General features: G+C 58.6%; 9 protein-coding genes. 8 read left to right on the forward strand and 1 reads right to left on the reverse strand.

Annotation, left to right across the window (positions count from 1 at the left end; genetic code table 11):
- Positions 1 to 188: 188 nt before the first annotated feature.
- The 8 genes from DBR02_RS14745 to fhuB all read left to right on the forward strand — a co-directional run bounded on the left by DBR02_RS14745 (position 189) and on the right by fhuB (position 11,166).
- On the forward strand, positions 189 to 761 hold the full coding sequence (locus tag DBR02_RS14745; RefSeq protein ID WP_200447418.1) for a fimbrial protein: 573 nt from the start codon (positions 189 to 191) through the stop codon (positions 759 to 761).
- Positions 762 to 803: 42 nt separating this feature from the next.
- A complete protein-coding gene (locus DBR02_RS14750) occupies positions 804 to 1,517 on the forward strand; it encodes a fimbrial biogenesis chaperone (protein ID WP_107534724.1) in 714 nt (237 codons plus the stop codon).
- 20 nt (positions 1,518 to 1,537) lie between these two features.
- Positions 1,538 to 4,015 (forward strand): fimbria/pilus outer membrane usher protein, encoded by a 2,478-nt coding sequence (locus DBR02_RS14755; RefSeq protein WP_107534725.1) that lies wholly within the window; start codon positions 1,538 to 1,540, stop codon positions 4,013 to 4,015.
- 13 nt (positions 4,016 to 4,028) lie between these two features.
- On the forward strand, positions 4,029 to 5,036 hold the full coding sequence (locus DBR02_RS14760; protein WP_107535654.1) for a fimbrial protein: 1,008 nt from the start codon (positions 4,029 to 4,031) through the stop codon (positions 5,034 to 5,036).
- Positions 5,037 to 5,238: 202 nt separating this feature from the next.
- Complete coding sequence (gene fhuA / locus DBR02_RS14765) at positions 5,239 to 7,449, forward strand: ferrichrome porin FhuA (RefSeq protein ID WP_107534726.1); 2,211 nt, start codon at positions 5,239 to 5,241, stop codon at positions 7,447 to 7,449.
- Positions 7,450 to 7,499: 50 nt separating this feature from the next.
- Positions 7,500 to 8,297: a Fe3+-hydroxamate ABC transporter ATP-binding protein FhuC gene (fhuC, locus tag DBR02_RS14770; RefSeq protein WP_064910115.1), complete on the forward strand. Its 798-nt coding sequence runs from the start codon at positions 7,500 to 7,502 to the stop codon at positions 8,295 to 8,297.
- Entirely contained in the window at positions 8,297 to 9,187 is an 891-nt protein-coding gene (gene fhuD / locus DBR02_RS14775; protein WP_107534727.1) for a Fe(3+)-hydroxamate ABC transporter substrate-binding protein FhuD, read from the forward strand. The genes fhuC and fhuD overlap by 1 nt, the downstream gene beginning before the upstream one ends.
- Complete coding sequence (gene fhuB, locus DBR02_RS14780; protein WP_107534728.1) at positions 9,184 to 11,166, forward strand: Fe(3+)-hydroxamate ABC transporter permease FhuB; 1,983 nt, start codon at positions 9,184 to 9,186, stop codon at positions 11,164 to 11,166. The genes fhuD and fhuB overlap by 4 nt, the downstream gene beginning before the upstream one ends.
- Before the next feature lie 96 nt (positions 11,167 to 11,262).
- Here the strand turns inward: fhuB and hemL are convergent, their stop codons facing one another.
- The gene (hemL, locus tag DBR02_RS14785) at positions 11,263 to 12,543 is read right to left on the reverse strand and encodes a glutamate-1-semialdehyde 2,1-aminomutase (RefSeq protein ID WP_063450605.1); all 1,281 of its coding nucleotides are present in this window, start codon (positions 12,541 to 12,543) and stop codon (positions 11,263 to 11,265) included.
- Between the last annotated feature and the right edge of the window lie 106 nt (positions 12,544 to 12,649).

Raw genomic sequence — 12,649 nt, forward strand, 5'->3', positions numbered from 1 at the left:
ACCCTTTTGCACGCTGGACATGATAAAGAATAATCTGATGTAATCCCGCCATGAAATTCATCATTCGTCAGGACATTCTTATTTGGATGGGGTGAAAAATGAATGATGTCTCGCTTTACCTGACATTCTGATGCAAATTCGCTTTGCCGGGAATGGATACCTTCATCAGCAAATATAAGGATATTGTTATGCGTAAATATATTATTACTTCTTTACTGGGCGGAAGCATTTTGGCGGCGCTGTCGCTTCCGGTTTTGGCATCGAATGATTCCGGCACGGTGAACTTTGCCGGGAAAATTGTTGCGGATACCTGCGAAATTAACGTTGATGGCACCGGTACGAATGCATCGACCATAACGTTTGCCGATACCTATCCTTCGGATTATAGCGGCGACGGCTCGGTGGGAACGTCAAAAGCGTTCAAAATTGAGGTGAAGAAATGTGACCCGCTGGTCGCAAAACTGAACCTGAAGTTCAGCGGCTCCACCACGGACGCCGCTTACAAACGTCTTCAGAACGATCTGACCGGTGAAGGTAATGCCACCAACGTCGGTATTATCGTCAGCAATGAGAATGGCACGAAAGGGGACGTGATTTTTGACGGATCTACCCCTGACGCGGGCACTGACGTTGCGAACGATGCGACGGGACAGGCTGCTTCCGTCTTTAACTACACCGCGAAGGTTATTCAGGTTGGAGAAGACGCGCCAACGGCGGGTCATTATGCCTCCTCTGCCACGTTCGAGGTTGTTTATCGCTAAAAAAATCAGGCAGCCTGAAAAGGCTGCCTTCTGGAACGCAGGATGAAACATTTAATTAAAGTGTTATGCGGCTGCCTGGTTATTTCCTGCTGTACAGCGCAGGCCAGCGTGGTTCTCGGTGGAACGCGAATCGTTTATCCATCGAATAAGTCTGAAGTGCAAATTGCCCTCAAAAATAAAGATCCTCATACGCGTTATCTGGTACAGAGCTGGATGAGCTATCCCGATAATGCGAAAGCCCCCTTTGTTATCACGCCTCCCGTGTATAAATTACAGGAAAATCGCCAGACGCTTTTACATATTATTTTTACCGGCGATAAAAAAAGCCTGCCTGCGGATCGGGAGTCGCTATTTCTGGCTAACGTTAAATCCGTTTCGGCCTTATCGCCGGAATTAAAAGATAAGAATACCCTTCAGTTTGCGATGAAGACGCGTCTGAAGCTGTTCTGGCGCCCTGCGCAGCTGAAAGAAACGGACGCGCTGCACGCCTTCGAAAAAATCACGTTTCGCCGTCAGGGTGACACTCTGATTGCAAAAAATTCAACGCCTTTTTACGTCTCATTTGGCGAGCTGGCCGTTGGCGGCAAAAGCGTGCCGGTGGTGGATAACAAAGCCACGCCGGGAGCGATTTCCATGATGGTTGCGCCATTCAGCGAGCAGCGTTTCGCCCTGCCCGGTTCGGCAAAAGGTGCCGTGACGTGGACGGCAATCAACGATTTCGGCGCGCAAACCCCTCAACGCAGTCAGGCACTGTAAACCGATCATGCTGGTATCGTATGTCATCATCGTCACGGCTCAAACAGGTTCTGAAGGGGATCGCGCTGGCATTGCTGGCCGCGATCCAGCCTGCCGCGGCTGATGACGACTTCAATCTGCGGATTCTGGAGCTGGATACGCCGCTTGAAAATACCGCGACGCTGAAAAATTTCATCAATGATAACGGCCTGCTGCCCGGCAGTTATCAGACCACGATCCTCTGGGACGGGGATGTTCTGGATAAGCGCCCCGTAACGTATGTTCTCTCGGCGGACAAACAGCGCCTGCTGCCTGAGCTGACCAAAGCCGAGCTGCGCGCGCTGGGGGTAAAGGTGGATGCCATTGCCGATATGGCCGGGCTGGACGACGCGGCGCACATCGACGATATCTCCCGTTTTATAAAAAATGCCCGCTACGAATTTAATCAGGATAATCAGACGCTGACGCTGGTTATCCCCCAGATGTACCGCGATCGGGCAACGGCGGGGGCCATCAGCCCTAAGCTGTGGGATGACGGTACTCCGGCGGCCTGGACCAGCTACCAGCTTAGCGGTTCGCAGCAGCGCTATAGCGGGGGCAAAACCTCGTCAACCTGGCTGGGCCTGGACTCCGGTATTAACGTGGGCGCATGGCGCCTGCGCAACAACAGTACCTGGAGCGATACTGCCGGCTGGGACGCTATCGCCACCACGCTACAGCGCGACGTTAAGCCGCTGCAAAGCCAGATGGAGATTGGCCAGACCTATACCAACGGTGAACTTTTCGACAGCATTCAAATGACCGGGATGAAACTCGAGACCGACACATCCATGCTTCCCACCGGCCAGCAGGGTTTTGCTCCGGCCATACGCGGCATTGCGAACAGCGACGCGAAGGTCACCGTGAAGCAAAACGGCTACACGATTTACCAGAGCAACGTCTCGCCGGGGCCGTTCGCGATCCGTGATTTGAGCCAGGTGGCATCGGGCACCGATCTGGAAGTGACCGTTGAAGAGGCGGATGGCAGCGAGCACAGCTTTATCCAGGCCAGCGCGTCGGTGCCGGTGCTCCAGCGCGAAGGAAACCTGAAATATTCTCTGGCGATGGGGCGCTATCGCGGCAGCGAGGGCGAGGATGCGCCTGCGTTTGCCCAGGGAACGGCGATCTATGGCTTTCCGTATGGCATAACGGCCTATACCGGCGTGCTGGGTGCGTCGCTGTATCACGCGGCGCTGGTCGGGGCGGGGGCGGATTTGGGGCGCTTCGGTTCGGCATCGGTGGATGTCACGGGTGCCCGCACCGCTTTTGATGACGGCCGTGATGACGCGAGCGGATTATCCTGGCGCGCGCAATATGCGAAAGATATTCCGGATACGAATACCACCGTCACGCTTGCCAGCTACCGCTACTCCACGGCCGGTTTTTACACCTTTCAGGAGGCGATCGACCAGCGCGACGGTGAGATTGACGACGGGATTTATACCTATCGCCTGACCAACAACCGGCGAAGCCGTATGCAGCTTAATCTTTCTCAGCGCCTTTCGGACTGGGGGTCGGCTTACCTGAACACCTATCAGCAGGATTACTGGGACATGGATGGCCGCGAGCGCAGCGTCAGCGCCGGGCTGAGCTCCAGCTGGCGAGACATCTCCTGGTCATTAAGCTACAGCCTTACCCGGACGCCCGATGCGGATGCTGACCGGCAGATGGCCCTGACGCTGAATATTCCCTTCTCCCACTGGCTACCCAACGCCTGGGCGAGCTACAGCGTCAACACCGCCAGCGGAGGTTTTGTTTCGCATCAGGTGGGGCTCGGCGGCACCGCGCTTGAGGATAATAAGCTCAGCTACAGCCTTCAGCAGACGTACGCAAATCATGACACCGGCTACGGCGGCAGCCTGTCCGGCCGTTATCGGGGAGCCTCCGGCGATCTGGGGCTGGGGTACAGCTATAGCGGCGATAACCGGCAGTGGAACTACAGCGCGCAGGGCTCCGTCGTGGCGCATGGACATGGCGTGACCTTAGGGCAGCCAGTCCGCGACGCGTTCGCCGTTGTGCATATCGAGGGCGGCGACAACGTTAAGGTTCAGAACGGTCGGGGGATTTCAACCGATCGCTTTGGCAACGCCGTTGTCCCGTCGCTGACGGCCTACCGGCATAACGTCATCACGGTAAATACCCAGGATCGGGACGATATCGATATTGAGGCAGCGACGCAGGATCTTGTCCCGACGAAAGGGGCGGCGCTGGCCGCAACGTTCGACGCGCGCGTCGGGCGGCGGGCGCTGGTCACGTTGCTTCATCGGGGCAAGGCCGTGCCGTTCGGGGCCGTGCTCGCCCTGCAAAACGCGACCGCCATCGTGGGAGACGAAGGGGAAGTATATTTAACCGGGCTGCGCGGCAGCACAGCGTTTAACGTGCAGTGGGGAGAAGAGGGGGACGCGCAGTGCCGCGGCACGCTCGACGTGCCCGCCGACGGCGCGACAGGCATTTTTAAAACAACGGTAAACTGCCAATAAAATGGGTCAAACAATGCGTCTACGCTTTTCATTTTCCTCGCTTATCGCCTGCGCGCTGGCGCTGGGCGCGGTTATCTTTATTCACCCGGCGAGTGCCAGCTGTAGCTTTAGCGGCGGCGAGGGCAACGGCGGGGTCGTCACGTTCCAGCTGCCTGCGGTCATCGCCGTCGCGCCCGACGCGCCGGTGGGCACCGTGATTTATGACGGTAGCGTTGAAAGTAATGAAATTACCGTGGATTGCGGTGGCGCCGACGCCCAGATCCGCCGCGGCTATTTGTCCATCACCAGCGCCGACGCGCGCGAAGACGTCATGCCCGGCGTGTACAGAACCAACGTGCCGGGAATCGGGATCCGCGCTGCCTCATCCACGGAAAAGCACCCCAGCTATACGTCAGGCGATCTCGTGCGCCCATGGGACTTTCTGGGAACCATGCATGGCTATTCGCATCAGGTACTGGCCTTCCGCGCCGCCGCGCAGCTGCTGGTGATCGGGAATGTTGAAGAGGGGAACCTCGATACCGGACGATTAACCGCGCAGGATACGCTGGGCGGCGCGGTTATCGGCGAAATGCGCTTCTCGCCCACCAGCGTGCGCATTACGACCAATACCTGTAACCTGGTCGACCGGAATATTTACGTCCCGCTGAAGACCGTTAATACGCAGGATTTCACCGGCCAGTACACCGACGTGCTGACCGACAACAGCTTTAAAATTGAGATAAGCGAGTGTGCGGCAGGCACAAAGGTGGATTATCAGTTTACGAGCACAGGATCGACGGGCGTTACAAACGGGAATACGTTAGGCATTGCCGCCGGGGATCATGCCGCCGCGGGAGTCGGGATCCAGATTCTGGACGGCAATAATACGGTGCTGCAATTCGACCATAGCTATACGGCGATAACCAGCACGCAGGATAACGTGCCCGTGGAAATTCCGCTGAAAGCGCGCTACGTCAAAACGGGAGAGGTGAAAGCGGGCAAGGTTGATGCGGTTGCTACTTTTGAACTTTTTTATCGCTAATCGCCGCCCGCCCGCGCGGGTTTTTGCGATCATTTCGCCACACTTTTTAACCCTCTCTTTTCATCTGGTTATTTCTTAAACCCTCAATTCTTGTAGGGCCGCATATCGCTTGCTATGCCGCCAGCGTTTCGCATATTATTCTGCGGTCATAATAATAATTCTCGTTTACGTTATCATTCACCTTTTTCATCAGAGATCCATCATGGCGCTTTCCAATACTGCTCAGCCAATTAACACGTCGCTGCGTAAAATCGCAGCCGTCGTAGCCACAGCGGTTGCCGGCATGTCTGCTTACGCACAGGCCGCTGAAACCCCCAAGAAAGAAGAAACCATCACCGTGACTGCCGCACCGGCTGCACAGGAAAGTGCCTGGGGTCCTGCACCGACGATTGCGGCAAAACGTACCGCAACGGCGACGAAAACCGATACACCGATTGAGAAAACCCCGCAGTCTATTTCCGTGGTTACACGCGAAGAGATGGACATGAAACAGCCGGGGACGGTTAAACAGGCGTTGGCCTATACCCCAAGCGTTTTCGCAACGCGCGGCTCATCCACAACTTACGATGTGGTTTCGATTCGTGGTTTCACTACCTCCAGCACCGTGAATACCAACCAGTATCTGGATGGTATGAAGTTGCAGGGGGACAACTACTCTGAAGCGTCCATGGATCCGTACTTCCTTGAGCGCGTAGAGCTGCTGCGTGGCCCGACGTCCGTACTGTATGGTAAAAGCCATCCGGGCGGCGTGGTAAGCATGGTCAGCAAGCGTCCGACTACTGAACCGTTGAAAGAAATTCAGTTCAAAATGGGGACGGATAACCTCTGGCAGACCGGGTTTGATTTCAGCGACGCGATTGACGATAACGGCGTGTGGTCATACCGTCTGACCGGCCTGGGACGCAGCGAGAACGCGCAGCAGGATATGGTGAAGTCTACTCGTTACGCGATCGCGCCGTCTTTCAGCTGGCGCCCCGATGATAAAACCGACTTCACTTTCCTGAGCAACTTCCAGAGCGATCCGGATGCAGGTTACTACGGCTGGCTGCCGCGTGAAGGTACGGTCGTGCCTTACTATGATGCAGCCGGAAAGGCGCATAAGCTGCCGACCAACTTCAACGAAGGCGATGAAGACAACAAGATCTCCCGCCGTCAGAAAATGGTGGGGTATAGCTTCGCGCATGAATTTAACGACACCTTCACCGTGCGCCAGAACCTGCGTTATACCAAAATCAACACGCTTTACCGTTCAGTTTACGGTAACGGCTATATCGCCCCGGCCCAGATCAGCCGTGCGTATGTACGTTCCGATGAAGACCTGAACTCGTTTACGGTTGATACCCAACTCCAGTCAAAATTCGCGACCGGCGCCGTTGACCATACGCTGCTGACGGGTGTGGATTACCTTCGCATGCGCAATGACATTGATGCTGACTACGGCACTGCCGATCCCATCAGCATGAATAATCCGCAGCACGGCAACGCGAACGTCAATGTGAACTTCCCGTATGCCATGCTCAATCGCCAGGAGCAGACCGGACTCTATGCGCAGGATCAGGCGGAATGGGATAAGTGGGTACTCACCATGGGTGGCCGCTATGACTTTGCGAAAACGTCTGCCTTTAACCGTAATAACGGGACCACTGCGGAAATCAACGATCGGGCATTCACCTGGCGCGGGGGGATTAACTACCTGTTCGACAACGGGATCACCCCATACTTCAGCTACAGCGAATCCTTCGAGCCTATTTCGGGTACCACCCAGGGCGGCAAACCGTTCGATCCGGCTCGCGGCAAGCAGTATGAAGCGGGCGTGAAGTATGTGCCGAAAGATCTGCCTGTTGTAGTGACGGCAGCGGTATACCAGCTGACCAAAAACAACAACCTGACCGCCGATCCGGCGAACCCGACCAGCGGCTTTAGCGTGCAGGGCGGTGAAATTCGCTCCCGTGGCTTTGAGCTGGAAGCGAAAGCGGCGGTGTCGGCTAACGTGAACGTGACGGCGGCCTACAGCTATACCGATGCGGAATATACCCACGATACTTGGTATGAAGGACGTCGTCCGGCGGAAGTGCCGCGCAACATGGCGTCCCTGTGGGCAGATTACACCTTCCACGAGACCGCACTGAGCGGTCTGACCGTCGGCGCGGGCGCGCGTTATATCGGTGACACCGTTTCCTACTACTCTTCGGCGTCGCCTAAAGCCTATGAGTCCTTTAACGTTGCGGGCTATGCTCTGGCGGATGCGACGGTGAAATACGATCTGGCACGCTTTGGTCTGCCGGGCTCTTCCGTCGGCGTCAACGTGAACAACATCTTTGACCGCGAGTACGTCTCCAGCTGCTACAGCGAGTATGCATGCTACTGGGGAGCAGGACGCCAGGTTGTCGCCACCGCGACCTTCCGCTTCTAACCTCTTTATGGGCACGGTTCGCCGTGCCCTTTTTATTTAAGTTGGCTGACATGCAGGATAATAAAACGCAATCCGACTCCACCTTCACGCTCAACAATCTCTCCTTTCGCGTACCCGGGCGTACCTTGTTGCATCCGCTCTCTTTGACCTTTCCCGCAGGTAAAGTTACCGGCTTAATCGGCCACAATGGTTCTGGCAAATCGACCCTGCTCAAGATGCTGGGCCGCCATCAGCCGCCGTCCGAGGGCGACATTCTGCTGGATGACCATCCGCTGGCAAGCTGGAGCAGTAAGGCCTTTGCCCGCAAGGTGGCCTATCTGCCGCAGCAGCTGCCGCAGGCGGAGGGGATGACGGTGCGCGAGCTGGTGGCGATTGGACGTTATCCGTGGCACGGTGCGCTCGGGCGTTTTGGCGTCGCTGACAGAGAGAAAGTGGAAGAGGCGATTGCGCTGGTCGGGCTCAAACCGCTGGCGCACCGTCTGGTGGATAGCCTGTCCGGCGGCGAGCGTCAGCGCGCGTGGATCGCGATGCTGGTGGCGCAGGACAGCCGCTGCCTGCTGCTCGACGAACCTACCTCGGCGCTGGATATTGCCCATCAGGTTGACGTGCTGGCGCTGGTGCATCGCTTAAGCCAGCAGCGCGGCCTGACGGTGATTGCCGTTCTGCACGACATCAATATGGCGGCACGTTATTGCGACTATCTGGTGGCGCTGCGCGGCGGTGAAATGATCGCTCAGGGCACGCCTGACGAGCTGATGCGCAGCGAAACGCTGGAGCATATCTACGGTATTCCAATGGGGATCCTGCCTCACCCTGCCGGGGCAGCTCCCGTGAGCTTTGTTTACTGATGCTGGATTCAACATACATTAGCCGCCGTCGCCTGCTGACGGCCATGGCGCTCTCGCCGCTGCTGTTGAAGTTGGCCCCGGCCCGCGCCGCCGCTATCGATCCGCACCGCATCGTGGCGCTGGAGTGGTTACCCGTCGAGCTGATGATGGCCCTGGGTATCACACCCTACGGCGTGGCCGATATTCCCAACTATACCCTGTGGGTGAATGAGCCAAAACTGCCGGACTCCGTCATCGATATCGGTCTGCGCACGGAGCCAAACCTTGAGCTTCTCACGCAGATGAAACCGTCTTATTTGTTCTGGTCTGCGGGGTATGGCCCGTCGGAAGAGATCATGGCGAAGATTGCGCCGGGACGAGGCTTTTCCTTTAGCGACGGTAAAAAGCCGCTGACCATGGCAAAAAAGTCTATCCACGAGATGGCCCAGTTCCTCAACCGGGAAGCGGAAGCAAAACAGCATCTCGATGAGTTTGATGCGCTGATTGAGTCCCTTAAGCCGCGCTTTGCCCGCCGAGGCGATCGGCCTTTGCTGATGGTGACGCTGCTGGACGCCCGCCATATGCTGGTCTTCGGAAAGAACTGCCTGTTCCAGGAGGTGCTCGACAGCTTCGGCATTCGCAACGCCTGGGAAGGCGAGATGACGTTCTGGGGAAGCACCGCCGTGGGCATCGACCGCCTGGCGGTGTTTCGCGACGTCGACGTGCTGTGCTTTGACCACGGCAACGAGCGTGAAATGCAAACCCTGATGGCAACCCCGCTCTGGCAGGCGATGCCGTTCGTTCGCGAGCAGCGCTTCCTGCGCGCTCCTGCGGTATGGTTTTACGGTGCGACGCTGTCGGCAATGCACTTTGCCCGCGTGCTGGACAACGTGATGGGGGGCAGAGCATGAGTACGCGTATTGCCCGTTTCCCGGCGCTGCTGCTGGGGCTGATTTTTCTGGCGGCGCTGGCGCTAACCGGGTTCAACCTCTCCACGGCACTGCCACGCGAACAGTGGGCGGCCGCGTTTGCCGCTCCAGATATCGACAATATTCAGCAGATGCTCTTCCACTACAGCCTGCTGCCGCGTCTTAGTATCTCCCTGCTGGTCGGCGCGGGGCTGGGACTGGTGGGCGTGCTGTTCCAGCAGGTGCTGCGTAACCCGCTGGCGGAGCCCACCACGCTGGGCGTGGCGACGGGCGCACAGCTGGGGATCACCATCACTACCCTCTGGACCCTGCCGGGGGCGTTAACCTCGCAGTTTGCCGCGCTGGCAGGCGCCTGCGTCGTGGGCGCGCTGGTCTTTGGCGTGGCCTGGGGAAAACGTCTCTCGCCGGTCACGCTGATCCTCGCCGGGCTGGTCGTCAGCCTCTACTGCGGCGCAATCAACCAGCTTCTGGTGCTGTTTCACCATGACCAGCTGCAAAGCATGTTTATGTGGAGCACCGGCACGCTCACCCAGACCGACTGGAGTATCGTCCAGCGCCTGTGGCCGCAGCTGTTTGGCGGCGTGGTGCTCACGCTGCTGCTGCTGCGCCCGCTCACGCTGATGGGGCTGGATGACGGCGTGGCGCGCAACCTGGGGCTGGCGCTGTCGCTGGCCCGCCTGGCGGCCCTGACGCTGGCGATTGTGCTGAGCGCGCTGCTGGTTAACGCCGTCGGCATCATCGGGTTTATCGGCCTGTTTGCGCCGCTGCTGGCAAAAATGCTCGGCGCGCGCCGTCTTCTGGCGCGCCTGATGCTGGCGCCGCTGATTGGCGCGCTGATCCTCTGGCTTTCCGATCAGCTCATTCTCTGGCTGGCGCGCGTCTGGATGGAGGTCTCCACGGGGTCGGTGACGGCCCTTATCGGCGCGCCGCTGCTGCTCTGGCTGCTGCCGCGCCTGCGCAGCATTAGCGCGCCGGCGATGGACGCCGGGGATAAGGTCTCGGCAGAACGTCAGTCGATAGTGTTGTTCAGCCTTGCCGGGCTGGCGGTGCTGGCGATCGCTTCGTTCGCCGCGCTCTCGCTGGGGCGCGACGCTACCGGCTGGCACTGGGCTACCGGTGATTTGCTGAATGAACTTATGCAGTGGCGCTGGCCGCGGATCTTCTCCGCGCTGATTGCGGGCGTGATGCTGGCGGTGGCGGGCTGTATTATCCAGCGCCTGACCGGCAACCCGATGGCAAGTCCGGAAGTTCTGGGGATCAGCTCCGGTGCCGCGTTTGGCGTGGTGTTGATGCTGTTCCTCGTGCCGGGAAATGCGTTCGGCTGGCTGATGCCTGCCGGCAGTATCGGTGCGGCGGCGACGCTGATGATTATCCTGATCGCCTCCGGGCGGGGCGGATTCTCGCCTCATCGTATGCTGCTGGCCGGGATGGCGCTCAGCACCGCGTTTACCATGCTGCTGATGATGTTGCAGGCGAGCGGCGATCCGCGCATGGCGCAGATCCTGACCTGGATTTCCGGTTCAACGTACAACGCCACCGGCAGCCAGGTGGTGCATACGGGGATCGTGATGGTCGTGCTGCTGGCGATAGTGCCGCTGTGCCGTCGCTGGATGACCATTCTGCCGCTGGGCGGTGACACCGCGCGCGCGGTCGGGCTGGCGCTGACGCCAACGCGTATCGCCCTGCTGCTGCTGGCCGCGTGCCTGACGGCGACGGCCACCATGACTATCGGCCCGCTCAGTTTTGTTGGATTAATGGCGCCGCACATCGCCCGTATGATGGGCTTTCGCCGGACAATGCCGCATATCGTCATGTCTGCGCTGACGGGCGGGGCGATCCTGGTCTTTGCTGACTGGTGCGGAAGGATGGTGCTGTTCCCGTATCAGATCCCTGCGGGCCTGCTGTCAACATTTATCGGCGCGCCGTATTTTATTTATCTGTTGAGAAAGCAGAGTCGGTAGTCAGGTGCGGCCTGATGCCCTCACCCCGACCCTCTCCCACGGGGAGAGGGAGAACATCGTAGGCCGGGTAAGCGTTAGCGCCACCCGGCAATGCCCTTAAAGCTTCGCAAACGCCTTACGCGCCGCGTCGATGGTGTTATTGATATCTTCTTCGCTGTGCGCCACGGACATAAAGCCCGCTTCAAACGCTGACGGGGCCAGGTACACGCCTTCTTCCAGCATCAGGTGGAAGAAGCGCTTGAAGCGTTCCACGTCGCACTTCACCACGTCCTGATAGCAGGTCACGGTTTTCGCTTCGGTGAAGAAAATCCCGAACATCCCGCCAACGTGGTTCACCACCAGCGGAATGCCCGCTTCTTCTGCGGCTTCCAGCAGGCCATTCGCCAGCTGCGTCGTGCGGGCGGTCAGGGTTTCGTGGATGCCCGGCTGGGCGACTTCGGTCAGACAGGCGAAGCCCGCCGCCATCGCAATCGGGTTACCGGAGAGCGTGCCCGCCTGGTAAACCGGACCGGTTGGCGCCAGCGCGTCCATCACGTCCTTACGGCCACCAAACGCGCCGACAGGCATGCCGCCGCCGATGATTTTGCCGAGGCAGGTCAGATCCGGCTCTACGCCGTAATATGACTGCGCGCCCGCCAGCGCTACGCGGAAGCCGGTCATCACTTCGTCGATGATCAGCAGTGCGCCAAACTCATCGCACAGCGCGCGCAGGCCCGGCAGGAAATCTGGCTGCGGGGGAATGCAGTTCATGTTGCCCGCCACCGGCTCAACGATAATGCAGGCGATCTCCTGCGGATACTGCTCGAACGCCGCACGAACGGTGTTCAGATCGTTATAGGTGCAGGTCAGCGTGTGCTTCGCGAAATCAGCCGGCACGCCCGGGGAGTTCGGCTGGCCGAGGGTCAGCGCGCCTGAACCGGCTTTCACCAGCAGGCAGTCGGCGTGGCCGTGATAACAACCTTCGAACTTGATGATTTTGTCACGGCCGGTAAAACCGCGCGCCAGGCGGATAGCGCTCATGGTGGCTTCGGTCCCGGAGTTCACCATACGTACCATGTCCATCGTTGGCACCAGCTCGGTGACCAGCTCCGCCATTTTAACTTCCATCTCGGTTGGCGCGCCGAAGCTCAGGCCGCGCTGAGCGGCTTCAATCACCGCGTTGCGGATCGCCGGGTGGTTATGCCCCAGCACCATCGGGCCCCAGGAGCCGACGTAATCGACATAGGCTTTGCCATCCACATCATACAGATACGCGCCGTCCGCACGTTCGATAAACAGCGGGGTGCCGCCCACGCCGGTAAAGGCGCGCACCGGAGAGTTCACGCCGCCCGGGATTAGCTCGCGGGCTGCACTGTAGAGGTTTTCAGACTTGCTCATGGCGTCGTTCCTGGTTCGTAGAAATAAGTTAAGAGGACTATTCTAAGTGATCCAGAAGAGGTTATAAAATTTTTGCCCCTCAACGGGCTTAACAATTGTTAAGTAT

This window comes from Enterobacter cloacae complex sp. (genome assembly GCF_900322725.1).
GTDB classification, from domain to species: Bacteria; Pseudomonadota; Gammaproteobacteria; order Enterobacterales; family Enterobacteriaceae; genus Enterobacter; species Enterobacter quasihormaechei.